Genomic DNA, 25,458 nt, shown 5'->3' with positions numbered 1-25,458 from the left:
TCAATTGGATTTTGATTTCAGCATCGCGGTTGTCAATGGCACCAGCAGAATGCCCTTGCGATCGAGTCCCTTGATCCAGGTGCCGATGCGGTCGATGGAGACCGGCAGCGCCGAGGCCGTGCCGACCGCGACACCGCGCTCCTTGGCCAGGCTCTCCAGCTTGGCCAGCGCATTGTCGATCTCGACCGAGGTCGGCACCGCGTCGATGGCGACGTCGCCCTTGGCAAAGGGCATCGCGCGCCCGGTGGCGAGCGACGCGGCCACGCTGCGCGGCGCCGCGCCGTCGTCGAACAGCGCCAGCCCGCGCTTGGCGGCCTCGTTCACGATCGGCTGCATCGCCGCCTCGGTCGCAACGAAGCGCGCGCCCATGAAATTGCCGATGCCGACGTAACCCTGCAGCCGGCTCATGTGCCAGAACAGCCGGTCGATGTTCTGGTCGGGTCCGAGCGTGGCGAGCAGCGTCTGCGGTCCCGGGTCATTGTCGGGATAGTCATAAGGCTCCATCGGAACCTGCAGCAGGATCTCATGGCGCTGCGCCCGCGCCCGTTCGGCCAGCTTGGTCGGATCGGAGCCGTAGGGCGTGAAGGCCAGGGTCACCGCCGGCGGCAGCTTCATGATCGCATCGACGGTCTTGGCGGCGCCGACGCCGAGCCCGCCGATCACGATCGCAACCGCCGGCATCCGCGCCGCCTTGGCGCGGTCGGCGTCGGCGGCATAGGCCGTGAACGGCTTCAACCCGTCGGCCATCACCGGGATCATGCCATAGCGGGACTTTTCGAGGAGGCGCGGATCGACGCCGGGCATCTGGCTGGCCGGAGCGGCGGATCCAGGTTCGGCCGCCTCGCCACCGGCGCCGATCGCGACTTCTTGGCGGGCGCCGCTGGAGCCGTCGATGATGGTGACGGTCTTGCGTTCGCCCTCGGGCTTGGCCGCCGCCCCATGCTCGGCTTTCGCATCGGGCTTGGCCTCAGGCTTTGCCGCCTTGTCGTCAGGCTTGGCGCCCTCATTGATGGCGATCCGGGCGACCGGCTCGCCGCCGAGCGGGTTGTCGCTGAACATGGCAAAGCCGGCGAACACGACCAGGAACAGGCCGAGCAGCATGGCAAGGGCCTGCAGCGCCGTGAAGGGAAGCCGAATGCGGCGCCTGCGACGCTTTTCCGTCTGCCCGAGCGGGGCGCTCAGCTCATCGGCCGTCTCTGTCATCGAAATTCCCGAATCAATCGGGTCGACGATACCACGGCGGGGATTCGGGTGCAGGCGCAGTGTCGTAAGCCCGTAGATCGGCGGAGCCGATGCTGGACCCGCCAAAGCAAAGGGCGGCCCGAGGGCCGCCCTTGACATCGGATATCCGCCTGGCCGTCTGCTGCTTAGTTCGCAGCTTTGGCCGGCTTGTCGGCCGCGGCCTTTTCCGTCGGCGCCGGCGTGTTGGCGCTGTTCTTGATGCCGTGCAGCAGGTCCGCGGCCATCTTGAGCGCCTTGTCGTCCTTGGCGTCCGGCGGCACGTAGGACTGCGAGCCGGTCTTCTCGTCGCCGTCGTTCTTGAGATGGCCGCGCAGCGAGGCCTCGCCCTTGGTGTCGGTGCGCGACTTCAGCTCCTCCGGCACGTCCTGCAGCACTTCGATGTCAGGCACGATGCCCTTGGCCTGGATCGACTTGCCGGACGGCGTGTAGTAGCGCGCGGTGGTCAGGCGCAGCGCGCCGTTGCCGGCGCCGAGCGGGATGATGGTCTGCACCGAGCCCTTGCCGAACGAGCGCGTGCCGACCAAGGTCGCGCGCTTGTGGTCCTGCAGCGCGCCAGCCACGATCTCCGAGGCCGAAGCCGAGCCGCCGTTGATCAGCACGATGACCGGCTTGCCCTTGGTGAGGTCGCCGGCATGCGCCGAGCGGCGCTGCGTCTCCTCGGCATTGCGGCCGCGGGTCGAGACGATCTCGCCGCGCTCGAGGAACGCGTCGGACACCGTGACGGCCTCTTCGAGCAGGCCGCCCGGGTTGTTGCGGAGGTCGATGATGTAGCCCTTGAGCTTGTCGCCGATCGAGCCTTGCAGATCCGCGATGCTCTTCTTCAGGCCTTCGGTGGTCTGCTCGTTGAAGGTGGTGATGCGGATATAGGCGATGTCGTCGCTCTCAGGGCGCGAGCGCACCGAGCGGACGCGGATGTTGTCGCGGGTCAGCGTGACGTCGAGCGGATTGTCGGCGCCCTTGCGCATGACCTTCAGCTTGATCTTGGTGCCGACCGGGCCGCGCATCTTCTCGACGGCCTGGTTGAGGGTCAGGCCCTGCACGGCTTCGTCGTCGAGATTGGTGATGATGTCGTTGGCCTGGATGCCGGCCTTCGACGCCGGCGTATCGTCGATCGGCGACACGACCTTGATCAGGCCGTCTTCCATCGTGACCTCGATGCCGAGGCCGCCGAACTCGCCGCGGGTCTGCACCTGCATGTCGCGGAAGCTCTTGGCGTCCATGTAGCTCGAATGCGGATCGAGGCCCGAGAGCATGCCGCTGATCGCGGATTCGACCAGCTTGGAATCGTCGGGCTTCTCGACATAGTCGCTACGCACCCGCTCGAACACGTCGCCGAACAGGTTGAGCTGGCGATAGGTATCGGAGGTCGCGGCGCGCGCGGTCGATCCCATCAACACTGCGCGCGGTTGCGACACGAACAGGGTCAATGCCGCACCGGTGGCCGCGCTCAGGAGAATTACCGAAGTCTTACGCATCATCCGCGTACCTTTTCGCCTTCATTTGCGGCCCACCATGGGCCTGGATCGATTGGAGTGCCGTCCTTGCGGAACTCGACATAGAGCACTGGTTGACTCGCATTCGTTGCGAGAATGGAGGCGACTTGGGACGTGGTACCCATGGTCGCGACCGGCTCTCCCGTCTGAACAAACTGCCCGATGTTGACGGAAATGCGCTCCATCCCGGCGATCAGGACATGATACCCGCCACCGGCGTTGAGGATCAAGAGTTGTCCGTAGCTGCGGAAGGGACCCGCATAGACAACCCAGCCATCACACGGGGTTGTGACCTGGGCGCCCGGCCGGGCCGCCAAAGAAATGCCTTTATCGGAACCGCCGGCACCGTCTGACGCGCCGAACTCGCGAATCTTGTTGCCGTTGACCGGGTAGGTCAGCATCCCCTTGGTCGAGGCGAAGGCGATCGCCGGCGCCTTGCGCGTGGGGTTGCGCAGCGCATTCGCGTCGGGCTTGGCGTTGACCGGGACGCCCTGCAGGCTCGCCGTCGACGCGGCCTTGGCCGCGCTCTTGAGGTCGAGCTCCATCGTCGTGATGAGGCTCTGCAGCGAGTCGATCTGCTGCGCCAGCACGGCGGCGCGGGCGCTCTCGGCCTCCATGTCCTTCTCGGCGGAGGCCTGCTTGCGCTGGCGCTCTTCCACCAGGGCGGCAAGGCGGGTCTGGTCCGTCCTGAGCTTGTCGCGGTCGCCGGCGAGCTTGTCACGCTCCGATGCGATCGTCTTGCGGATCGCGACGAGCTCGCCGAGATCGGTCGAGAGCTTCTCGGCACGGCCGCGCATTTCCGGAATCACCGAGCCCAGCAGCATGGCGGTGCGCAGCGATTGCAGCGCGTCCTCGGGCCGGACCAGCAGCGCCGGCGGCGTGCGGCGGCCGGCGCGCTGCAGCGCGGCCAGCACCTCGATGATCTCCGTGCGCCGCGTTTCCAGCGAGTTGCGCAGATCCTGCTCGCGGCCATCGAGCCCGCGCAGCCTGATCTCGGCCTCGCCGACGCGGGTCTCCACGGTGCGCACCTGCGCGGCGACGTCGATCAGTTGCTGATTGAGCTTGCCGCGATCCTCGCCGAGGGCGGCGATATCGGTTTTGAGGCGCTCCTGCGCCTCGGCCGCGGCCTTTTGCGCGGCGCGCGCAGCCTCGAGCTCCTGTTCGCGCTGCTTGAGCTGCTCCGGAGTCGGCGGATTTTGGGGTGTCGCGCCGGTGATCGAGGGACGCAGTCCGCTCTGCGCCGCCGCCGGTATGACAGGAAGGGCCACCATCAAGACGATCAGCGACGCGCGGCACGCCCGGCCGCGGCGGACGGGGTTCGGGAAGCGAGAAGGGGGCCGCGCGGCGAACATCGACGTCCTTATTGTGCTCCCATCGTCCCTGATTCAAGCGCGGTGATAGGGGTGGCCCGCCAGGATCGTCGCACTACGGTAAATTTGCTCGAGCAGCAGGACGCGGACGATCTGGTGCGGCCAGGTCGCGGCGCCGAAAGCAACCCCGAGCTTGGCTCTGCGCCGGAATTCCGGCGAAAGTCCGTCGGCGCCGCCGATCACGAACACGGTCGCGGGGACGCCCTGGTCACGCCAGCGGCCGAGATGGCCCGCAAAGGTTGTGCTGTCGATGTTCTGGCCACGCTCGTCCAGGCAGACGACGGCTGCCTTGTCGGGGATGGCTGCGGCGATCGCCGCGGCCTCCTCGGCCATGCGGGTCGCCGCGTCGCGCGCGCGACTTTCCGGAATCTCATGGATATCGAGGCCGCGAAAGCCGAGCTTGCGGCCGATGTCGTCGAAGCGCTCGCGGTAGCGTTCCGCAAGCTCCCGCTCCGGACCCTGCTTCAACCGGCCGATGGCGACCACGATCAGGCGCATGCGCACGCCCTAGCACGTGCGCGTCCCGATTCGCACTGGCGCTGCCTTCGGCGGCCTAGACCGTCTTGGCCGGGTTCGGGCCCTGCGTCCACAACCGCTCGAGGTTGTAGAACTCACGAACCTCGGGCCTGAACACGTGCACGATCACGTCGCCGGAATCGATCAGCACCCAATCGCAATTGGGCAGGCCTTCGACGTGGAGCTTCTTCGCCCCGGCTTCCTTCAGGCCTTTGGCGACGTTCTCCGCAATCGATCCGACGTGCCGGTTCGAGCGGCCCGTGGTGATGACCATGTAGTCGGAATACGCCGATTTGCCGTGAAGATCGATGGTGACCGTCTCCTCCGCCTTCATGTCCTCGAGGCGGGAGAGGATCGTGCGCAGAGTCTTATCCGCGTCAGGCTTGTCGGCGTCGGAGGGCGCCTGCAAGGCCGCATCTTGGGTCGGAGTCTTACGCGCAGACTTGGCAGTGGACTTTGTCGTCGTTGCCTTGGTCTTCGGTAAGGCCGACTGGGACAATACAGATGTGGTCAGGGACCATTCCTTTCACTGTATCGCAGGCCGAATCCATAGGGGCCTGCTGACCATACTAGGCATGTGGGGTTCAGGGTTTCAACAATCCAGTCCCCCGGCTGTCCGGTCCGGTATTCACCCGACGCCCGCCTCGGACCATGACGGGATTGGTCATTTCATGCACATCATATGCCGCCCGAACCAGTCGGGCTGCATCTCAGAACGACTTCCAGCTTCCGTCCGGGTTCCTCAGCCCGGTCGACGACAGGCTCATTTTCAAGCCGGTGAGGTAAACCCAGGCGGGTGCTGCGCGGTCGGCCAGCCGGCTGGCGTCCGCCTCCGCCACCCGATACCGGGCCAGCGCGCGGGCGGCCGGCGCGTTCAGAGCGCGGAAGCTGCGGGGCGGGCGATCGACCACGGCAATCGGCACCTGGGCCGCGATGTGCCGCCACTTCTGCCAGCGATGGAACTGCGCGAGATTGTCGGCGCCCATGATCCACACGAAGCGCAGACGTGACGCACGCCGGCGCAGATAGTCGATGGTATCGGCAGTGTAGCGGGTGCCAATGACGGATTCGAGACAGCTGATCTCGATGCGCGGATCGGCAGCGACCTTGCGCGCCGCGGCGGCGCGTTCGGCCAGCGCATGCAGCCCGCCATTGTCCTTGAGCGGATTGCCGGGCGTGACCAGCCACCAGACGCGGTCGAGCTGCAGCCGCTTCAGCGCAAACAGGCTGATCGCGCGGTGCGCCTGGTGCGGCGGATTGAACGAGCCGCCGAGCAGGCCGATGCGCATGCCGTCGCTATAGGGCGGCAGCGCCTGGCGGACCGCAAGGCGCATGGCGGCGGCGTCGGTCACGTCTGTCACCGCCTGCTGCTCCCGCAACTCAACCACAGGATGCGGCTGTCATGGCCGAGTCTGACCGGTGCCGTGAATGCGGTATTTGAAGCTGGTCAGCTGCTCGACGCCGACGGGCCCGCGCGCATGGAATTTGCCGGTGGCGATGCCAATTTCTGCGCCGAACCCGAACTCGCCGCCATCGGCGAACTGCGTGGAGGCGTTGTGCAGCACGATGGCCGAGTCCACTTCATTGAGGAACTTGTCGGCGGCGGCATTGTCCGCGGTGACGATCGCATCGGTGTGGTGGGAGCCGTGCGCATGGATATGCGCGATCGCGCCGTCGACGCCGTCGACCATCTTCGCGGCGATGATCGCGTCGAGATATTCGGTGTCCCAATCCTCGTTGCTGGCCGGCTTCACCCGCGCATCGGCGGCGCGGATGGCGTCGTCGCCACGCACCTCGCAACCGGCGCCGATCAGCATGTCGACCAGCGGCTTGATCTTGTCCTGCGAGGCGCGGTCGATCAGCAACGTCTCGGCCGCGCCGCAGACGCCGGTGCGTCGCATCTTGGCGTTCAGCACGATCGACTTCGCCATGTCGAGATCCGCGGCGCCGTCGACATAGACGTGATTGACGCCCTCGAGATGCGCGAACACCGGCACCCGCGCCTCGGCCTCGACGCGCGCGACGAGGCTTTTTCCCCCGCGCGGCACGATGACGTCGACGCCGCCGTTCAGGCCGGACAGCAGCAGGCCCACCGCTGCGCGGTCGCGCGTCGGCACCAGCGTGATTGCCGCGTCCGGCAGGCCGGCCTCGCGGAGGCCGTCGACCAGGCATTCATGGATGGCGCGGCAGGAGCGGAACGAGTCCGAGCCGCCGCGCAGGATCACCGCATTGCCGGACTTCAGGCACAGCACGCCGGCATCCGCCGCCACGTTCGGGCGGCTCTCGAAGATCACGCCGATGACGCCGAGCGGCACCCGCACGCGCTCGATGGTCATGCCGTTCGGCCGTTGCCAGCTCTCGGTGACCACGCCGACGGGATCGGCGACGCCGCGCACCACGGCGATGCCGTCGGCCATTCCGGCGACTCGCGCCGGCGTCAGCGTCAGGCGGTCGAGGAACGACGCCGCCATGCCGGTGGCCTTCGCCTCGGCGACGTCCTCGGCATTGGCAGCAATGATCGCGTCAGCGCGGGCCCGGATCAGCCGCTCCATCGCCTCCAGCGCCCGGTTCTTCTGCTCCGCCGGCGCCAGCGCCAGCACCCGCGCCGCCGCACGGGCGCGCTGGGCGAGGTCGTTCATCAGCTGGGGCAGATCGGCGCTGCCGTCGATGGCTTTGAGAGGCGCGGTCATGGGCGTTTCAACCTTGAATTAAGATCATGGTGTAGCACGGAAAACGGCCGGATGCGAAGTGCGGGTGACGCTGGTCGAGAGCGATCGGAGAAGCTCAAATCGAGCAATGGCTGTGCTATGGTGCCCTTGGATCAAAGGCAGGACGAGATGCCGAGCAAAGCTTTTCAGGTCGAGCTGAGCGCCAAACAGCAGGACATGCTGAAGCGCCAGCTGGAAAACGGCCATTACGAGAACGTTAACGATGTTTTTGCCGACGCGCTGCGTGCCCTGGACGAGCGTGGAGCGGTTTACGACGACTTCCTTCGCAGCAAGGTCAAGGCTTCCTTGGCGAACAAGAAGCCCAGCATTCCGGCAGAGACCGTGTTCGAGCGGCTGGAGGCACGGCACGCCCGTCGTGTGAAAGCCAACAAGCGTGGCGCGTAAGGTCGTCTTCCGGGATGAAGCCGATGCCGACTTGACGGCTCTCTACGACTACATCGCGGATCGCAGTAGCCCCGCCATTGCCATCGCCTATGTGCGGAGGATCCGCGATGCCTGCATGGCGCTGGAGCATTTCCCTGAACGGGGTATCCGGCGAGACGATATCCTGAAAGGACTGCGGACGATCGGCTTCGAGCGCCGCGTCACGATCGCCTTTCGTGTCCTCAAGACACGTGTTGAGATCATCACGATCGCCTATGGGGGCCGCGATTTCGAGCGTGAGCTGACACGCAAGGACTAGCCTATCCGGCGGATGTCACCCCCGCCGGGCCGATCACCAGGTCGTCGCGGTGGATCATCTCGGCTCGTCCCGACATTCCCAAGATCACCGCGACATCCGGCGACGACCGCCCCTTGATCCGCTCGGCGTCGTCGGCGTCGTAGGCGACGAGGCCGCGGCCGATCTCGTCGGTGTCGGGGCCGCGCACCACCACGGCATCGCCGCGGGCGAACTGGCCGTCGACGCGGATGACGCCGGCCGGCAGCAGGCTCTTGCCGGCGCGCAGCGCACTGACGGCGCCGGCGTCGATCGTCAGCGTGCCCTTCGGCTCCAGCGAGCCCGCGATCCAGCGTTTGCGCGAGGTGACCGGATTGGCCGGGGTCAGAAACCAGGTGCAGCGGCCGCCATTGGCGATCGCGGCGAGCGGGTGCTCGATCTTGCCGGATGCGATCAGCATGTGGGTGCCGCCGGTCGTGGCGATCTTGGCGGCCTCGATCTTGGTCTTCATGCCGCCGCGGGAGAATTCCGACGCGGCGCTGCCGGCCATGCCCTCGATGTCGGCGGTAATGCTCTCGACCACCGGGATCAGCCGCGCGTTCGGATCCTGCGCAGGCGGCGCGGTATAGAGGCCGTCGATATCCGACAGCAGCACCAAGAGGTCCGCGCTCGCCATGGTGGCGACGCGGGCGGCGAGGCGGTCATTGTCGCCGTAACGGATCTCGGCGGTCGCCACCGTATCGTTCTCGTTGATGACCGGCACCGCGCGCCATTCCAGGAGCTTGGCGATGGTCGAGCGCGCGTTGAGGTAGCGGCGGCGCTCCTCGGTGTCCTGCAGGGTCACCAGGATCTGGCCGGCGCTGACGCCATGCGCGCCGAGCACCTCCGACCAGATCCGCGCCAGCGCGATCTGGCCGACGGCGGCCGCCGCCTGGCTCTCCTCCAGCTTCAAGGGCCCCCGCGGCAGTCTCAAGCGGCTGCGGCCGAGCGCGATCGAGCCCGACGACACCACCAGCACCTCGCAGCCGCGGCCATGCAGCCGCGCGATGTCGGCGGCCAGCGCCGCGAGCCAGGAGGCGCGGACCTCGCCGGCCTCAGAATCGACCAGCAGCGACGAGCCGACCTTGACGACGATACGGCGGAAATTTTCGAGACGGGGTGCCATGGCAGATACGGGGTCGGTTCGAGCCCGCGTCGCGAGACCAGCGGTTGCGTGATTGAGACGCGGTCCGCGCGGGACGGGGCTATGCAGTGAGAGATCGCGGCGGAGTGTCGCAAGCCGGGGCCCGCGAGGCAAGGTTGAGCTTCAGCTCAGCCTTGCTGAGCTCAACCTTGCGGTGGCGTCGGCGCCGCCCACGGCTCCTCGGTCGCGGCCGTCTCGGCCGTGCTCCTGGCTTTGTTGGAGACCGGCTGCTCGACGATGATGTCGGCGAGCTTGCGCAAGGCTTCCTTGACGCCGTCCCCGGTCGCGCCGGAGATCAGCAGCGGCGTCTTCTTCGCCGCGCGCTTCAACCGATCCTTCTGCTTCTTCAGCTCGTCCGGATCGACCGCGTCGATCTTGTTCAGTGCGACGATCTCGACCTTGTCGGTCAGCTCGCCGGCATAGGCTTCGAGCTCGTGCCGCACGGTCTTGTAGGCCTTGCCGGCATGCTCGCAGGTGGCGTCGACCAGATGCAGCAGCACGCGGCAGCGCTCGACATGGCCGAGGAAGCGGTCGCCGAGGCCGGCGCCCTCATGCGCGCCTTCGATCAGGCCGGGAATGTCGGCCAGCACGAACTCGCGGCCATCGGCGTTCACGACGCCGAGCTGCGGATGCAGGGTGGTGAACGGATAGTCCGCGATCTTCGGCTTCGCGGCCGACACCTTCGACAGGAAGGTCGACTTGCCGGCGTTCGGCGGGCCGACCAGGCCGGCATCGGCGATCAGCTTCATGCGCAGCCAGATCCAGCGCTCCTCGCCGGGCTGGCCCGGGTTGGCGTGGCGCGGCGCCCGGTTGGTCGGCGACTTGAAATGGGCATTGCCGAAGCCGCCATTGCCGCCCTCGGACAGCACGAAACGCTCGCCAACCGCGGTGAAGTCGTGGATCAGGGTCTCCCGGTCCTCGTCGAAGATCTGGGTTCCGACGGGAACCTTGAGAACCACCGACTTGCCGCCGGCGCCATGACAGTCCTTGCCGGAGCCGTTGCCGCCGCGCTGGGCCTTGAAATGCTGCTGGTAGCGATAATCAATCAGGGTGTTGAGGCCGTCGACGGCCTCGATGATGACGTCGCCGCCGCGGCCGCCATTGCCGCCGTTCGGGCCGCCGAACTCGATGAACTTCTCGCGCCGGAACGCAACGCAACCGTTGCCGCCGTCGCCGGAGCGCACATAGACCTTGGCTTCATCGAGGAATTTCATGATGCGCCCTACGTAGGCGAGCCGGGCCGCCACGGCAACCGCGGAATGGGGTTAATTCGGCCCGGAGCCTTAATTTCGAGCGGTATCTCAGCGTTGCGCAAGGGGTGGGCGAGCGTTGCGCCGGGGTTGCGGCAGGGCTGCGCCACGCCTTTGGCGGAAGGGCTGGAGCCGGTCAGTCTCGCCTGATAAGGCAGCCCGATCATGAGCGTGCTCTCCCGAATCTCGACCGCCAACGACGAACGCTCGGCCCGGCTGGCCGGCATCGGCCTCATGCTGCTGTCGATTGCGATGTTCTCGTTCGGCGACGCCTTGGGCAAGTTCCTGGTGTCGACCTATGCCGTCGGCCAGCTCTTGTGGCTGCGCGCCTGTGCTGCGTTGCTGCTGCTCGCGCCGTTCATGTGGCGCAACCGCGCCGCCTTCCTGCAGCTGGAGCGGCCCTGGCTGCAGCTGGTGCGCGTGATCCTGTCGACCTTGGAAGTCGCGGCGTTCTTCCTGGCCACCGTGTATCTGCCGCTCGCCGATGTGATCACCTACTATCTCGCGGGCCCGATCTTCGTCACCGCGCTGTCGGCGCTGGTGCTGCGCGAGCATGTCGGCTGGCGGCGCTGGACCGCGATCCTGATCGGCTTCTGCGGCGTGCTGATCGCGCTCCGTCCGTCGGCGCAGACCTTCAGCCTGCCGGCGCTGATCGCGCTTGGCGGCAGTCTGTCCTTCGCCGTGTTGATGCTGATCACGCGCTCGCTGCGGTCGACGCCGGACATCGTGATGGCGTCCTCGCAATTCGTCGGCACCTTCCTGCTCGGCGCCGCCATGTCCACCTTCGGCTGGGTGACGCCGACCCCCGGCAGCCTGGTGCTGTTCGCCGCCGCCGGCCTCATCTCGGTGACCGCGCTGTTCTGCGTCAACCGCTCGCTGAAGCTCGCCCCGGCCTCGGTGGTCGTGCCCTATCAGTACACCATGATCATCTGGGCCGTGCTGTTCGGCTTCGTCGTATTCGGCGACGTGCCCCATCCGGCGACGATCGTCGGCGCGGTCATCATCATCGGCGCGGGGCTGTACATCTATTTGCGCGAGCGCAGCCTGGGGCAGGGCCAGGGTGCGGTAAATCCGCCGGTGTAGCCGCACCCACCGCCGTCGTCCCGGCGAACGCCGGGACCCAGACTCCGCAGCGCCTGCGGTGATGCGCGATTGTCGCTCCAACTCGGCCTAACATCAGCTTCGGTGGCTATGGGTCCCGGCTCAAGGCCGGGACGACAGCGGAGTGTTTGGCCGATCTCTCACCCCGCCAACGCTGTCGTCCCTGCGAACGCAGGGACCCATACCGCGGGAGCTATCGAGGGACGGGGCTGCCAGTTGCCTGCCTCGCCATGGCCGGTGGTTATGGGTCCCTGCGTTCGCAGGGACGACACCATTAGTGGAGCAAGCGGTTTGGGCCTATCCCGGGGACGACACCTTTCGTGCAGCGGCAGCCGGGCCTACCGCCGTCCCGTATTGGCCCGCGCCTTCAGCGACGACCACGCCCCGCGCGTCAGACGGAAGGCATCGACCGGCGCCGACGAGCCGATCACCTCGAAGCGGTGCAGCTCGACGCCGGTCCATTGGAAGCCGCACTTCTCCAGCACATTGCGCGAGGCCGGGTTGCTGACGCGGGCGTGCCCGATCAGCAGATTGTCCTCGCTACCCCCGAAGAAGTCATCGATCACAGCCCGCGCGGCCTCGGTGCCGAAGCCACGGCCCCAAGAGTCGACGCCCAGCCAGTAGCCGAGCTCGGCCCGGCCGGACGCCGGCCGGTTGATGCTGATCATGCCGATCGGCGCATCCAGATGCGCGATCAGGAACACGGTCTCGGCGCTCTGCTCCAGCGACCGCACGAAGCGGGCGGCATCGACCTCGGAATAGGGATGCGGCAGGCGGCGGGTGTTCTCGGCAATGCGCCGGTCATTGGCGATCCGGGCGATGGCCGCGGCGTCCGCGAGCACGGGCGGACGCAAGGTCAGCCTGGGCGTCTCGAGCACGCAAGGTCTCGCCTCGCGCAAGGTGGGAGTGGTGATGTCCTGCAGCATGTCGGGCTCCATCGACGCTTCGGGATCAATCGATCAGCGAAAATGAAAAGGGGAGGCCGGTTGTCCCGCCTCCCCTGGAGCCATCTGGTGCTCCGCCGGTTTGTCAGGACCCGGCGGATGCGAATTGTTCCACCGTATGTTACTCAGCAGCTTCGGCGAGTACCGGACGTACCGAGATGAACGTGCGGTTGGCACGGTCATGGAACTCGACGACGCCCTCGATTTTCGAAAAGATCGTGTGGTCCGTGCCCATGCCGACGTTGAGGCCGGGATGCCAGGTCGTGCCGCGCTGACGCGCAATGATGTTGCCGGGAATCACGCGCTCGCCGCCGAACGCCTTGATGCCGAGGCGCTTGCCCTTGGAGTCGCGTCCGTTGCGGGATGAACCGCCTGCCTTTTTATGAGCCATCGCTCGTCTCCGATCTCGAGATCACCATTAGCGCGATTCCGCTAAGGGATCATTCACAATTGCAACCTGCGCGGACAAAAAAATCCGCTGATGATGAGGATCAAGCCAATGCGGCGCGCGAGACGCGCGCCGGCACGCTTACTCGGCGGCGTCGGCCGCCGGGGCTTCCGCCTTGGCCTTCTTCGGGCGCGGGCCCTTGGTCGGCTTGGCGTTGTCGGTCAGAATCTCCGAGACGCGGACCAGGGTCAGCTCGTCCCGGTAGCCGCGCTTGCGGCGGGAATTCTTGCGGCGGCGCTTCTTGAACGCGATGACCTTGGGGCCACGCTTGTGGTCCAGCACCTCGACGGCCACGGACGCGCCGGCCACGGCCGGAATGCCCAGCACCGGAGTGTCGCCACCGACCACCAGCACCTCGTTCAGCTGCACGATCGTGCCGGGTTCACCGTCGATCTTGCCAATCTCGAGCACATCATCCGGGGCGACGCGGTATTGCTTGCCGCCGGTTTTGATGACTGCGAACATCGTTCTCATCCTTCGTGTTCGATCCCGGCCTCAGAGCGCTGACGCCCCGGGTCGGCTTCTTGTTCAGTCGTTATGGTTCATATTTCCAAGAGAGTCCGGTCCGGCCCGATCGAGGCCGGCGTCGGCGTGTCCCAGGCATCGCGGCCTGTCCGATACGCGCAACGACAATCGGCGCGAGAAGCTCGCGCCGGTCGATCGAGGACTTATAGCGGCCAGGGGCGGGGAGTCAAGGAAAAGGGCGAATGCGAATGGGGCGGCAGTTGAGCCTGCGCCGCCCCTGCTTGTCGCTATTCCCCATTCGCTATTCGCCTCTCACTCGCAACCAAACTGTTCCCTCCGCCGTTGTCCGGGCCCAACGCACAACCACACGACAGGGCAGGGACCATATGGCCGACGACGTCATGACCAAGACCACGGGCATTGCCCGTCACGGGGCCGCGCGGCTGCCGTCGGTCGAGATCGACAGCTTCAACATCGAGCTAAAGGACGAGGACGGCTTCCTCGGCGACCGCGCCTCCAAGGGCGCCTTCCGCAAGATCCTGGAGCGGTGGCGCAAGCCGTTGCGCAAATCGGGCAAGGACCCGTTCGGCGACGAGGACAGCGAGACCATCAGCAAGAAGGCGCTGGACGCGATCCTGGTCGGCGACGACACCGAGGCCTCGGCCGTGGTGCATTCGGCGATCGAGGAGTTCGCCCAGGAGCTGGCCCATGTCACCCGGCGCTTCCTGCGCACCAAGGCCTGGGCCAAGACGGAATGCATCGTGGTCGGCGGCGGTTTTCGCGATTCCCGCCTGGGCGAGCTCGCGATCGCGCGCACCGAGATCATCCTGAAGGACGAGGGTTTCGGCGTCGAGCTTGAGCCGATCCGCTACCATCCCGACGATGCCGGCCTGATCGGCGCGCTGCATCTGGCGCCGTCCTGGATCTTCGAGGCCCATGACAGCATCCTCGCCGTCGACATCGGCGGCACCAACATCCGCTGCGGCGTCGTCGAGACCTGCTGGAAGAAGACGCCGGACCTGTCGAAAGCCTCGGTCTGGAAGTCCGATTTGTGGCGCCATGCCGATGACGAGCCGACGCGCGAGGGTGCGGTGAAGCGGCTCGCCAAGATGCTGAAGGGCCTGATCGAGGAGGCCGACGCGGAGGGGCTCAAGCTGGCGCCCTTCATCGGCATCGCCTGTCCCGGCGTCATCAACGAGGACGGCTCGATCGAGAAGGGCGCGCAGAACCTGCCGGGTAATTGGGAGAGCAGCAAGTTCAACCTGCCGGCCAGCCTGGTCGAGGCGATCCCGATGATCGGCGATCACGACACCGCGGTGCTGATGCACAATGACGGCGTCGTCCAGGGCCTCTCCGAGGTGCCCTTCATGCAGGAGTTCGAGCGCTGGGGCGTGCTGACCATCGGCACCGGGCTCGGCAACGCCCGCTTCACCAACCGCCGCAAGGAGAACGGGCGGAAGGACAAGGAGAAGGACGACAAGTCCGAGGACAAGAAGGCGGACGACAAGAAGGCGGCCAAGAAGAAGAAGGATTGAGCACGGGCGCCGCTCGCGGCGCCGCATCCGCTGCAGCATGTCTCCGCGGCCGCCGCCTCGGGAATGCGCGAGGTGCGGAAAAGGACCGTATCGCCAATCGGATAGCCCGGCAGGTCCGGTAACCTTGACCGGTTAGGTTAAGGAACGGTTTGCGTTGCAGTGCACGCTCCGATGCCCCAGGGTCCGCCGCGTCGCTCAGGCCGGCCGGATTGACCCCCGTCTCTTCCGTCGGTTTCCCCAAGATGTAGCGACACGGGACCGCCGGTATGTGTCAGCGTACGGCGGTCCCACCCGCTTGGGCCCGTATGCCGGCGCCGCCCGCCGGCCGCACCGTCGTCTTTCGGTTGGAAATATCGCAATCCCCGCCTTGTCACCCCCGCCGCGGTGCCCTAGAACGGCGCCCGACCCGGGGGCTCGCCCCTGATTTGCGCCTGGAGAGGTGGCAGAGTGGTTGAATGCACCGCACTCGAAATGCGGCATAGGTGCAAGCCTATCGGGGGTTCGAATCCCTCCCTCTCCGCCATCCACCGCGAACGTCGTTCTCCGGCTTGAATTGCCTTCCCGGCCCGACCACGCCGACCCGGCGGTCGTCAATGGCGGACTGACGTCGTCGCTTTCTGCAAGAGCCGATCCTCTGCCACAGCCTTCAGTCCGCCGCTGATCAGCGCATCGACATCCTCGACGGGCAGCTGAAAACGCGTCGGGATCTCGGACAGCCGTGCTGCCGTTGCCGCGTCCAGCCGGTCGAACGAGATCTCGCTGATCTCGAACGTGATGTCGTTGCAGCGCCAAGCCGTGCCGGCTCCGTGCTTGCGCGCCTCCTGGGCGGTCAGGCTGCAGCGCCATTTGCGCACGGCCTCCTCCCACTCGCGCAGGCTGAGCCGGAACGCATCGAAGCCGCTCCGGACCGCCGAGTCGATCGCAGTGTCCGTGACGGCATTGAGGAGCGCGGCGCCGCTTGGACCTTCGAGCGTGCGCGACCATTCGCCCTGCGGCGGCCGGCCGGCATTGACCACCACGAAAACCAGACGGCGAAGCTGAACGGCTTTGTCGGCGGTCAGCGGCATGTAGGGCCGAGACGCCGCGGCGCGCGCGATCACCAGGCCCGAAAGACCGAAATTGTCGGTGATGCCGCCATCCGCCAGCTTGAGATAGCGCGTCCGCGCCGGATCGCGATAGCTCGCCAGCGATTGCGACACCGCCCGCAATTGTGCGCCTGCCGCCTCGTCGGTCGCCGCGCGAGCGGTCCATGCCGGCAGCGGCGCCGAGCACGATTGCGGAAACGTCTGCAGCGTGATGGGGACGAACGCCACCGGTACCGCGGCCGAAGCCGCCACCGCCTGCGACAACGGATAACCTTTGAGATCGCTGCAGAGCGCGCCGAACGTCACCTCGGAAAACACGAACGGCGTCCGGTGATAGAGGTCCGATGCGTTGATCCACACGATCGGCCGGTCGGGTCGGAGCAGGTCGCCCATCGTGGCGTGGTCGAACAGATTGCGGTCGAGCCAAGCCGGCAGGCGGCTGGAGTCGTTGACGCCGCCTTCGAGGCCTCGCGCCAGATTGGCCAGGTCGATCGCCATGCTCAGATCCTCCTCGGCATTGCGGATCAGGAAGCGCTCGCGGAGGTCATCCAGCGCTGCCGCCCCCTTGAGGCCGAAATAGGCCGCGGTGACCGAGCCGCCGGACACGCCCGATACGAACGCGACCCGATCCAGGTCTGTCTTGCCGTCGGCGCCGACGCTTTGCTGCAGGCCGCGCAGTACGCCGAACGCGAAGGCCGCGGCCCGGGTGCCGCCGCCCGAGAAGGCGAGCCCCAACGCAGTGTCGCCCTCGACATCAGCGATGCTGCGCGTCGTCGTCCGCTTTGCGCCGGCCGGGGCGGGGACGTTGGCCGGCAGGTTGACCGACGCACAACCGGCAACGGACAGGCTCAAGGCCGTGGCGATGAGGCTTCGCGCCCACGGCCGGAGCCTAGTTGATGTGACGAACATCGGCAAACGACCAACGCCCGCATGGTCACGTCAGGCGCGCAGGCGCCGGCACCGGCGCAGCGAGCCCAGCGAACGAGCGGGCAGCCAGCGCTGCTGTCACGATCGCCGCGCCTGACGTCATCAAGTTGACGCCCACGAACGACCCGAGCACCCAGGCCGCGCTGATCGGCCAGAAAGCGATCATGATCGCAGCCATCGCCAGGTCGACGATGCCGCTGGCGAGCATCCATCTCCACGAGAATGCGATCACCTTGCGATAGGCGATCGACGTCGCGATCTGACACACGCCCTCGGCGGCGAACAATGCAACGAGCACGATCGTCAGCGACGCTGCGCTCTCCAACGGCCGGCTCAGCAGCAGCATGCCCGCCGCAATCGACAGGGCTGCCGTGACCAGGATCCACCGGAACGCAGGCACATCGTAGGTCGCAAGGATCGTCGCCAACCCGATGACGCCGGCGACCACGAACAGCCAGCCGATGAAGAGATCGACAGGCATCCTCGCCACCACCGGCACGGCAATCGCCAGGCCGCCATGGATCAACATTGCGACCCCCTGAACCAGCAACAACCGCCACCGACTGCCGAGTGCTTGCCGCACGGCATGCCGCATCCCCGTTAGAATTTTTCCAATCTGATCCATCATCGCTTCCGTCGGATGAGTAGTCAGCCTCGTCGACCCGTGAATTGCGGTTGTCTCGAATGGCTGATGTCAGCGTCATGCATCGCGCGACAGCTGCCCGCAGCTGCCGATCGCGAGCGCGGCCGGTGGCTAAACCTCGCCTGACGCGGTATGGGAGAGAAGTCCGACGGCGGCCAATATCCGGCGAATTGCGGCCAATCACGTCCGAGAGCTGCCATCTATCCCCGATGGAGAAGGGATGTTCGAAGTCGATCCTGACGAGAAGGTCTATTCCGTCTTCAAGATCAGCAAGATCGTCGATGCTCTGAAGGACGAGGGCGTTCCGGCGCAGGCGGCGCTGGAGGGCATCCGCATCTCCGAAGCCGAACTGACGTCTCCCCTGACCAAGGTGTCGGCCAATCAGGTCGTTCAGTCGTACAGAAATGCGCTGACGTGCAGCCGAAACCCGAGCTTTGCTTTCGACGTCGGCTCGAGGTTTCACGTTTCGACCTTCGGGATCTACGGCCTCGCGTTGCTCAGCGGTGTCGATTTTCGCCAGACCGTCGCCTTTGCCGTCCAGTATTATCAACTGACCGCACCGCTGGTGGAGGTGACCTTCGAAGAGCAGCCGTCATGGGCCGCATGGGGCATCGCGGTGTTTCCGTTCAAGCATCTCGACGCGGCATTGCATGACTTCATTGTTGAACTTCAGTTCGGTGCGCTTCTTTGCGTGCACCGCGACCTCATGGGCTCGGACTTCCATCTCACCCAGGTCCAGCTGACCTCTCCAAAGCCGTCCGGCGCTGCGCGCCACGCCGAACAGTTCGGCTGCGAGGTTCTGTATGAGCAGCCGAGAAACAGGCTGCTGTTTCCGGCCGGATGGCTCGACGAGAAGCCGTCGCTGGGCAATCCGGTCACCTACGCCCAGGTCGCCGACATCTGCGATAAATTGCTGACCGAGTTGAAGCAGAACACGGGCGTGGCCGGCAAGGTCCGCCAAGTCTTGCTTGCGAACCTCGAATCCCCGCCGGATGCGGATGCCTTGGCCGGGCAGCTCGGCCTCAGCCCGCGGACGCTGCGGCGGCGGTTGCAGCAGGAGCACACATCGTACCGCGAGCTGATCGACGATCTGCGCGCGCAGACCGCGATCAGATATATCCGCGACACCCGCCTGACCGTCGAGACCATCGCGTTTCTGCTGGGGTTCAGCGACCCCGCGGCGTTTCGCTACGCGTTTCGGCGCTGGACGAACACGGCGCCCAACGCGTTCAGGCGCTCCGTCCGGGGCTAGCTCTGCGGCTTCCTGGCCGTGCCGCCAATCCAGGTCCCTGCCTGACCTCTGAGCCTGTCACCACGACACGCCGGCGATCGATGCGCCGGGACGGCGGACACGTCATTTGGCCGCTCGTCGCCGGTGTTTGGCCGACCCTCCCCTTATCCCTGCGCGGCATTTGTCAGACGTTGCGGCCGTCGGAAGCCCGCGGCCGCGCTGCCTTGTCCGCTTCCGGCTGCACCGAAAAAGGAGTCACGGGTCGTGTCGCGGTTGAAAGCTGGTTCATGCGGAGCGTCCTGCGACGCAAATCCTCGTTCGAGCGTCGAGAGAACGACCTCCAGCTGGCTTCGCCTGGCCGGCGTCGCGGCCGTCGTGTTGACGGCCGATGCCGCTGTCGCCAATGAGGGTCTGGTTCAATTCGGCCATCTCGATGCCGAACACGCCTCAGTGCCGGGCATCGCGCCGGCGGTGAAGCGCAAGACCAAAGCCAGGACCAACAACGGCAAGACTGCAGCCACGACGATTTCGATCGAGCCCGCGCCTGCCGCACCATGGGGGCCGATGCCGACCGACAAGTCCTCGGTCGTCAATCTGGCGCCGGGTCTCCTGGCTTTCTTCAACGACGGGCCGGTGTTCGGTTTGCCGGGCACGGTGACCGGCGATATCACGCAGCGAACCCAGATTCTCGGGGATTGGGGTGGCACCCGCACCGAGCTGGCGCGCAAGGGCTTCTTCTTCGATCTCTATTCCACGAGCTACTATCAGAACGTGACCTCGGGCGGCCTCAAGACCGGCGAGGCCTTCGTTCAGAACACCCAGCTCTCGGTCAATATCGATACCGGCCGCGCCGGGTGGTGGTCCGGCGGCCTGATTCACCTCACCGCGCAGTCGCGCCTCGGCGACGACCCGGCTTCGACATTCACCGCGGGCTCCGTCGTTCCGCATTACACCGGCCTCGTGCTGCCCGATCCGATGCAGCCCAACAGCTTCCTGCCCTCGGAATATTTCCTGGCGCAGGCGCTCGGCAGGCAGGCGCGCATCGTGGTCGGAAAGATCGGCAACGTCGTGCTTCCCGACCAGACCGCGTTCGGCGACGCTTTCAAATATCACTTCGCCAATTTCAATCTGAACAAGAACCCGATCACGACGAGCTTCTTCAACCCGACCGCCCTCGGGCTGCTCGGCGTCTGGTCCTTCAGCCCGAAATTCACCATCGCAGGCGGCGTGCTCGATCCCTACACCAAGGCCGACCGCTTCGCCGAGCCGAACTCCTTCAAGAAGGTCAACATCTATCTGACCTCGATCATGTCCTACGACATCGGCGGTCTGCCCGGTCAGTTCTCGCCGGTGTACAACTGGTCCAACAAGCCGAAGCTCGATCTGGACGCGCCATTCGGCCCCCTGGCTTCGGCCGCTGCAACGACGCAGGCAATCGGCAGCCTGCTCGGCCTCGCCTCGAACGAGGGGCTTCCGGCCAATTTGAAGGGAGACAGCTGGTTCGCTCTGGCCACCGTCTCGCAATATCTGTTCCTCAAGGACGACGCGGCGACCGTGGCGCACAAGCAGAAGACCGGCGAACAGATCCGCGGCGTCGGCATGTTTGCGCGGGCCGGCTATGCCCCGGACGACACCAATCCGATCACCCGCGACGCCAGCATCGCGCTGTTCGCCCACGGCATGTTGGACGGCCGACACGATGACAGCTTCGGCATCGGCTTCTACTTCAACAAGATCAGCGACAGATTGAAGACGAGCATCACGGCGATCTCGCGCGGCCAGGCTGCCGCTCGCGACGAGAGCGGCATGGAGGTGTTCTACAATTTCGCGATCACGCCCGCCGTGCGCCTGATCCCGAGCTACCAGCACATCTGGCATCCGCTCGCGGCGGACGTGGCCGAACGACGCAAGAGCACGGACATCCTGCAAGCGCGCCTCACGGTCGCGTGGTGACGACGCGCAAGTGCCACTCCGCCGCGCCGCCGGGAGAACAAGATCCCTCCGGCCGCGGATCACGCCAACGATGAACAACCGCCTCGACAACAGGAAACAGCAGCATGTCGATCTCATTTCGCGCCATCATGGCTTCGGCGCTCCTTGTGGTTCTCGCTGGGCCCGCCGCTGCACAGACGCTGCCGCCGAACCTGCCCACCAAGGAGCAGCTCGCGAACGACAACAAGCTCTTCGTCTCCCTGGCCACGAAAGTGATGAAATGGGAGGAGCCGACCGAACCGGTGAAAATCGCCGGCCCGATCTATTTCGTGGGCACGAAGGGGCTGGGGGTCTTTCTGTTCACGACGCCGGAGGGCCACATCCTGATGAACACCGGCATGCCGTCATCGGGGCCGATGATCGTGGACTCGATCCGTAAGCTCGGTTTCAAGCCGGAAGACATCAAGATCATGATCAACGCCCACGCCCACATCGATCATGCCGGGGCCTTGGCCTTCATGAAGAGGCTGACGGGAGCGCAACTGGCGGTCATGAAGGATGATGTCGCCGCGATGGAGAGCGGCGACCGTGACGACTTCAAGTATGGCAACGATCTGGCCTACGAAGGCGTGAACGTCGACCGCGTCCTGCGCGACGGCGACACCGTCAGGCTGGGCGACGTGCTGCTGTCAGCCTACCACACCGCAGGCCACACGCGAGGCGCGACCACCTGGATCGCGAATGTGGTGGTCGACGGCAAGGCCTACGTGGTGGCATTCCCGGATGGAGCCGGATTCAACCCCGGCTACCGCCTGGCGAAAAACCCGTCCTATCCCGGCATCACGGACGACTACCGCAACACGCATCACGCGCTCGAGATGATCAAGCCGGATATCTGGCTGGCGGAGCACAACGAGTATTACGACTTCGAGGGCAAGCGGAAGCGTGCGGAGACGGAGGGCTTGAGCGCCTGGATCGATCCGCAGGGCTATCGGCGTTTCATCTCCGGCAAGAAGCGGGCGTTCGAGGACGCGGTCGACGAGGAGCTCGGCGTCTCCACCGCGACGAAGTGAATGTTCGGGCTTGGGTCTCGGCCCGTTCTCCGACGACGTCCAGGCATCGGGCCAGTGCGGCCATGGCGACTTCGGCATGACGGTGGGGACGCCGATCGCCCGCCGGAGGAAGGTTGGGGCGCGCCTCAGTCGTTCAAGTCACCCGGATCCATTCCCCCTTCGCGGCAGACGATCTCACCGCGGCGTCGATGAACTTCACGCCGGCCAGACCGTCCTCGACGGTCGGATAGAGCACCTCGCGATCCGGCTTGTCTCCGCTCCTCGCGGCGCGGATCGCCTGTGCCGCTTCGGCGTAGATCGTCGCAAACCCTTCCAGATAGCCCTCGGGGTGGCCGGAGGGGATGCGGGTGACGCGCGTGGCGGCGCCGATGGCGCCGGCGCCCCCGCGGGTCAGGAGCTGCTTGGGCTGTCCGTAGGGTGTGAACCAGAGCTGGTTCGGATTTTCCTGGGCCCAGGCGAGGCCGCCTTTGGTCCCGGAGATGCGCAAGGTCAGGCCGTTCTCGTGGCCGACGGCGACCTGGCTCGCCCACAACATGCCCTTGGCGCCGCCTTTCCAGCGCAGAAGAATCTGGACGTCGTCGTCGAGGCGCCGCCCGGGGACAAAGGTGGACAATTGCGCGAACAGCTCATCCAGCGCGAGCCCGCTGACGAAGCAGGCGAGATTGTAGGCGTGCGTGCCGATGTCGCCGATGCAGCCGCCCGGGCCGGAGCGGGCGGGGTCGGTGCGCCACGCCGCCTGCTTCTGATCGGTCTGCTCGAGCGGCTCGGTCAGCCAGTCCTGGAGATATTCGGCCTGCACAAGGCGGATGTCGCCGAGCTCGCCGCTCGCGATCATGGCCCGTGCCTGCCGCACCATCGGATAGCCGGTGTAGTTGTGCGTCACGACGAACACCTTGCCCGTCGACCGCGCCAGGGCCACCAGCTCCTCGGCTTCCGCGACGGTCGTCGTCAGCGGCTTGTCGCAGATGACGTGGATGCCGGCCCGCAGGAAGGCCGTCGCGATAGGGGCGTGCATGTGGTTGGGCGTGACGATCGAGACCGCCTCGATGCCGTCGGGACGCGCGGCTTCGGCTTTGGCCATCTCTTCGAACGAGCCATAGGCGCGATCGTCGACAATGCCGATCTCCCTGGCCGAGGCCTTGGCGCGGACCGGATCGGAGGCGAGCGCGCCGGCGACCAGCTCGAACTGATCGTCGATGCGTGCGGCGATGCGGTGCACGGCGCCGATGAAGGCGCCCTGTCCGCCGCCGACCATGCCGAGGCGGATGCGATCATGCCGACCGGCTTCATGGCTTGCGGTGATGGCCATCTGCTCCTCCCCTCAAGCCAGGCCCAGCATCTTGCGGTTCGCGATGTCGTCGGCGCCGGAGCCGGCGAAATCATCGAACGCCTTCTCGGTAACCTCGATGATATGGCTCCGGATGAACCCGGCGCCCTCGCGCGCGCCCTGTTCGGGATGCTTGATAGCGCACTCCCATTCGAGCACGGCCCAGCTGCCATAGCCGTATTGCGTCAGTTTGGAGAAGATCGCGCCGAAATCGACCTGGCCGTCGCCGAGCGACCGGAAGCGGCCGGCCCGATCGGCCCAGCCCTGGAAACCGCCATATACGCCCTGGCGCCCGGTCGGGTTGAACTCGGCGTCCTTGACGTGAAACGCCTTGATGCGCTGGTGATAGATGTCGATGTAGTCGAGATAATCGAGCTGCTGCAGAACGAAATGCGAGGGATCGTAGAGCAGATTGGCGCGCGTGTGGTTGCCCACCCGCTGCAGGAACATCTCGTAGGAGACGCCGTCATGCAGGTCCTCGCCCGGATGGATCTCGTAGGCGAGATCGACCCCATGCTCCTCGGCGTGATCGAGGATCGGCCGCCAGCGCCGCGCCAGCTCATCGAACGCCGCCTCGACGAGACCCGCCGGACGCTGCGGCCACGGGTAGATATAGGGCCACGCCAACGCGCCGGAAAACGTCGCGTGGGCGGTGAGCCCAAGCCGCCGCGACGCCATGATCGCCCGTTTGACCTGGTCGACCGCCCACGCCGTGCGCGCCGCCGGATTGCCGCGCACCTCGGGTGCGGCGAACCCGTCGAACGCCGCATCATAGGCCGGGTGAACGGCGACGAGCTGGCCCTGAAGATGGGTCGAGAGCTCGGTGATCGCCAGTCCGTGGCGCGCCGCGATCCCCTTCACCTCGTCGGCATAATCCTGCGACTCGGACGCCTTGTGCAGATCGAACAGCCTGCCGTCCCAGGTCGGGATCTGGACACCCTCATAGCCGAGCGAGGCGGCCCAGCCGCAGATCGAATCCCAGGAGTTGAACGGCGCCGCATCGCCGGCGAACTGGGCGAGAAAGATGGCGGGGCCCTTGATCTGCTTCATCGCATGCTCCCTTCTTGCGTGGATTGGCGCGTGCTGGCGGAGCGCGATCTTGCCATCGCATCGGCGTGTCCGCCATGTCGGAACCGCCACGCATTTCACGGCCAGTCTCAATTTGCTGCACCGGTCGGACGGGCAGACGGGGGCGAAGAGTGCGACGCGGAAAAGCCGTTGATGGAGCCGTCCGACGAGCCACGAGCCGATCAGCCGGGATATAAGGAGCGAAGCCGATTGCGATCGTGGCGGGCTCGTGAGCTCGCTGCCGGCACGGCGCGATACGCATGCTGCGAGTCCTCGTCTTTCGAGTCCTCGCCTTACGGAGATTGACCGGTGAGCCAGACCTTCAATGCCACGGCCGCCGACACGGTCGCGCTCGACAAGCTCAAGGCGCGCATCCAGGCCTTGCGCGCCAAGACCATCGCCAACGGCTGTACCGAGGACGAAGCGCTGGCGGCGGCGGCCAAGGTGGCCGAGCTGCTCGACCGCCATGATCTGTCGCTCTCGGACCTTGAGCTGAAGGCCTCGTCCTGCGAGCGCAAGGTCTATGAGACCCATCGCAAGAAGCGCATTCCGATCGACGATTGCATCGGCGCCATCGCGCTGTTCTGCGATTGCCGCGTCTGGCGCGAGAAGAGCGCGGCCGGAGACAACATCTACGTGTTCTTCGGCCTGCCGGCGGATGTCGAGGTCGCGCATTACCTGACCGAGCTGATCGACAATTCCGTGCGCGCCGAGCTCGGCCGCTACAAGACCTCGATCGATTACGCCCGCTTCCGCCACCAGGACCGCCACCTCGCCAACGCCTCCTTCGCGCTCGGCATGGTCGCCTCGATCGCCGAGCGGCTGGTCGCGATGAAGAAGAGCCGCGATCAGGTCAACGCCTCGACCGGCCGCGGCCTGGTCGTGCTCAAGACCTCGGTGGTCGATGCCGAGTTCGACAAGCTCGACATGAGGCTGCGCGCCTCGCGCGGCACGAGCCGCACGGTGTCGATGACCGCCTACGAAGCCGGCGGTGCGGCCGGCGCGACGCTGGCGATCAACCCCGGTCTCGACGGCGCGATGAAGCGGAGTCGCCCGAAGGGTGGTTGAAGCCTGCAGGCGGCAGCTGCTACGGACCAATATCTGCCGGCTTCCTAATAACTCAGCTCAGCCCGTTCAGCACGACAGGGCTGCTCGCGAGCGGTGGCCGGATCGGCTCGTTCAAGACCAACGCGATCTCGTCGTCTGTGACGGATGATGCGCTGGCAGTCTGACTGGGC

The 25,458-nt window shown here is 66.2% G+C and carries 24 protein-coding genes and 1 tRNA gene; 9 read left to right on the top strand and 16 right to left on the bottom strand.

From position 1 onward, the window contains the following. From NLR35_RS29420 to NLR35_RS29390, 7 genes are all read right to left on the bottom strand, one after another. Positions 1 to 1,203 (bottom strand): divergent polysaccharide deacetylase family protein, encoded by a 1,203-nt coding sequence (locus NLR35_RS29420; protein ID WP_257170034.1) that lies wholly within the window; start codon positions 1,201 to 1,203, stop codon positions 1 to 3. 164 nt (positions 1,204 to 1,367) lie between these two features. After that, the gene (locus NLR35_RS29415; RefSeq protein WP_006615124.1) at positions 1,368 to 2,720 is read right to left on the bottom strand and encodes a S41 family peptidase; all 1,353 of its coding nucleotides are present in this window, start codon (positions 2,718 to 2,720) and stop codon (positions 1,368 to 1,370) included. After that, positions 2,717 to 4,087 (bottom strand): murein hydrolase activator EnvC, encoded by a 1,371-nt coding sequence (locus NLR35_RS29410; RefSeq protein WP_257170033.1) that lies wholly within the window; start codon positions 4,085 to 4,087, stop codon positions 2,717 to 2,719. The genes NLR35_RS29415 and NLR35_RS29410 overlap by 4 nt, the downstream gene beginning before the upstream one ends. A 33-nt stretch (positions 4,088 to 4,120) precedes the next feature. Continuing rightward, positions 4,121 to 4,603 carry a 23S rRNA (pseudouridine(1915)-N(3))-methyltransferase RlmH gene (gene rlmH, locus NLR35_RS29405; protein WP_257170032.1) on the bottom strand — a complete coding sequence of 161 codons (483 nt, stop codon included), beginning with the start codon at positions 4,601 to 4,603 and terminating at the stop codon, positions 4,121 to 4,123. A 55-nt stretch (positions 4,604 to 4,658) separates the two neighbouring features. Further along, positions 4,659 to 4,985, bottom strand: coding sequence for a ribosome silencing factor (gene rsfS / locus NLR35_RS29400; RefSeq protein ID WP_306577791.1), 327 nt, complete (start codon positions 4,983 to 4,985; stop codon positions 4,659 to 4,661). Positions 4,986 to 5,331: 346 nt separating this feature from the next. Next, positions 5,332 to 5,955: a nicotinate-nucleotide adenylyltransferase gene (locus NLR35_RS29395; RefSeq protein ID WP_257170078.1), complete on the bottom strand. Its 624-nt coding sequence runs from the start codon at positions 5,953 to 5,955 to the stop codon at positions 5,332 to 5,334. 66 nt (positions 5,956 to 6,021) lie between these two features. Then, complete coding sequence (locus NLR35_RS29390; RefSeq protein WP_257170030.1) at positions 6,022 to 7,311, bottom strand: glutamate-5-semialdehyde dehydrogenase; 1,290 nt, start codon at positions 7,309 to 7,311, stop codon at positions 6,022 to 6,024. A 147-nt stretch (positions 7,312 to 7,458) separates the two neighbouring features. On the opposite strand from NLR35_RS29390, the gene NLR35_RS29385 reads away from it, so the two are divergent. Together NLR35_RS29385 and NLR35_RS29380 are read left to right on the top strand one after the other, a co-directional pair. Next, complete coding sequence (locus NLR35_RS29385) at positions 7,459 to 7,734, top strand: hypothetical protein (protein WP_006615118.1); 276 nt, start codon at positions 7,459 to 7,461, stop codon at positions 7,732 to 7,734. Continuing rightward, positions 7,724 to 8,032, top strand: a complete 309-nt coding sequence (locus tag NLR35_RS29380; protein ID WP_257170029.1) for a type II toxin-antitoxin system RelE/ParE family toxin — start codon at positions 7,724 to 7,726, stop codon at positions 8,030 to 8,032. Before NLR35_RS29385 ends, NLR35_RS29380 begins: the two co-directional genes overlap by 11 nt. Before the next feature lies 1 nt (position 8,033). Here the strand turns inward: NLR35_RS29380 and proB are convergent, their stop codons facing one another. Both proB and obgE read right to left on the bottom strand, forming a co-directional pair. Next, positions 8,034 to 9,173, bottom strand: coding sequence for a glutamate 5-kinase (proB, locus tag NLR35_RS29375; RefSeq protein ID WP_257170028.1), 1,140 nt, complete (start codon positions 9,171 to 9,173; stop codon positions 8,034 to 8,036). 161 nt (positions 9,174 to 9,334) lie between these two features. Beyond that, on the bottom strand, positions 9,335 to 10,405 hold the full coding sequence (gene obgE / locus NLR35_RS29370) for a GTPase ObgE (RefSeq protein ID WP_257170027.1): 1,071 nt from the start codon (positions 10,403 to 10,405) through the stop codon (positions 9,335 to 9,337). Between the two features lie 201 nt (positions 10,406 to 10,606). Between obgE and NLR35_RS29365 the strand changes: the two genes are divergently transcribed. Further along, complete coding sequence (locus NLR35_RS29365; RefSeq protein WP_257170026.1) at positions 10,607 to 11,524, top strand: DMT family transporter; 918 nt, start codon at positions 10,607 to 10,609, stop codon at positions 11,522 to 11,524. Positions 11,525 to 11,880: 356 nt separating this feature from the next. Here NLR35_RS29365 and NLR35_RS29360 read toward each other — a convergent pair whose 3' ends face one another. The 3 genes from NLR35_RS29360 to rplU form a co-directional block, all read right to left on the bottom strand. Continuing rightward, complete coding sequence (locus tag NLR35_RS29360) at positions 11,881 to 12,468, bottom strand: GNAT family N-acetyltransferase (RefSeq protein ID WP_257170025.1); 588 nt, start codon at positions 12,466 to 12,468, stop codon at positions 11,881 to 11,883. 139 nt (positions 12,469 to 12,607) lie between these two features. Beyond that, positions 12,608 to 12,877, bottom strand: coding sequence for a 50S ribosomal protein L27 (rpmA, locus tag NLR35_RS29355; RefSeq protein ID WP_257170024.1), 270 nt, complete (start codon positions 12,875 to 12,877; stop codon positions 12,608 to 12,610). A gap of 138 nt (positions 12,878 to 13,015) precedes the next feature. Next, positions 13,016 to 13,399 (bottom strand): 50S ribosomal protein L21, encoded by a 384-nt coding sequence (gene rplU, locus NLR35_RS29350; protein WP_257170023.1) that lies wholly within the window; start codon positions 13,397 to 13,399, stop codon positions 13,016 to 13,018. A gap of 386 nt (positions 13,400 to 13,785) precedes the next feature. Between rplU and NLR35_RS29345 the strand changes: the two genes are divergently transcribed. Continuing rightward, on the top strand, positions 13,786 to 14,934 hold the full coding sequence (locus NLR35_RS29345; protein WP_257170022.1) for an ROK family protein: 1,149 nt from the start codon (positions 13,786 to 13,788) through the stop codon (positions 14,932 to 14,934). Between the two features lie 433 nt (positions 14,935 to 15,367). After that, positions 15,368 to 15,457, top strand: a tRNA-Ser gene (locus tag NLR35_RS29340). Between the two features lie 67 nt (positions 15,458 to 15,524). On the opposite strand, the gene NLR35_RS29335 is transcribed toward NLR35_RS29340, so the two are convergent. Next, positions 15,525 to 16,871: a patatin-like phospholipase family protein gene (locus NLR35_RS29335; RefSeq protein WP_257170021.1), complete on the bottom strand. Its 1,347-nt coding sequence runs from the start codon at positions 16,869 to 16,871 to the stop codon at positions 15,525 to 15,527. 82 nt (positions 16,872 to 16,953) lie between these two features. Then, positions 16,954 to 17,475: an HdeD family acid-resistance protein gene (locus NLR35_RS29330; protein WP_374940873.1), complete on the bottom strand. Its 522-nt coding sequence runs from the start codon at positions 17,473 to 17,475 to the stop codon at positions 16,954 to 16,956. Between the two features lie 334 nt (positions 17,476 to 17,809). Between NLR35_RS29330 and NLR35_RS29325 the strand changes: the two genes are divergently transcribed. From NLR35_RS29325 to bla, 3 genes are all read left to right on the top strand, one after another. Beyond that, positions 17,810 to 18,841, top strand: coding sequence for an AraC family transcriptional regulator (locus tag NLR35_RS29325; protein WP_257170020.1), 1,032 nt, complete (start codon positions 17,810 to 17,812; stop codon positions 18,839 to 18,841). Positions 18,842 to 19,195: 354 nt separating this feature from the next. Next, a complete protein-coding gene (locus NLR35_RS29320) occupies positions 19,196 to 20,773 on the top strand; it encodes a carbohydrate porin (RefSeq protein WP_257170019.1) in 1,578 nt (525 codons plus the stop codon). A 104-nt stretch (positions 20,774 to 20,877) separates the two neighbouring features. Next, a complete protein-coding gene (gene bla, locus NLR35_RS29315) occupies positions 20,878 to 21,825 on the top strand; it encodes a subclass B3 metallo-beta-lactamase (protein ID WP_257170018.1) in 948 nt (315 codons plus the stop codon). Positions 21,826 to 21,958: 133 nt separating this feature from the next. Here bla and NLR35_RS29310 read toward each other — a convergent pair whose 3' ends face one another. Continuing rightward, complete coding sequence (locus NLR35_RS29310; RefSeq protein ID WP_257170017.1) at positions 21,959 to 23,134, bottom strand: Gfo/Idh/MocA family protein; 1,176 nt, start codon at positions 23,132 to 23,134, stop codon at positions 21,959 to 21,961. Positions 23,135 to 23,146: 12 nt separating this feature from the next. Further along, the gene (locus NLR35_RS29305; protein ID WP_257170016.1) at positions 23,147 to 24,202 is read right to left on the bottom strand and encodes a sugar phosphate isomerase/epimerase; all 1,056 of its coding nucleotides are present in this window, start codon (positions 24,200 to 24,202) and stop codon (positions 23,147 to 23,149) included. Positions 24,203 to 24,529: 327 nt separating this feature from the next. On the opposite strand from NLR35_RS29305, the gene NLR35_RS29300 reads away from it, so the two are divergent. Beyond that, entirely contained in the window at positions 24,530 to 25,288 is a 759-nt protein-coding gene (locus tag NLR35_RS29300) for a DUF2786 domain-containing protein (protein ID WP_257170015.1), read from the top strand. The last annotated feature ends 170 nt before the right edge of the window (positions 25,289 to 25,458 follow it).

This window comes from Bradyrhizobium sp. SRS-191 (assembly GCF_024586915.1).
Classification (GTDB): domain Bacteria; phylum Pseudomonadota; class Alphaproteobacteria; order Rhizobiales; family Xanthobacteraceae; genus Bradyrhizobium.
The sequence above is the reverse complement of the archived record's forward strand: the minus strand, read 5'-3'. Positions and strand labels throughout refer to the sequence as shown.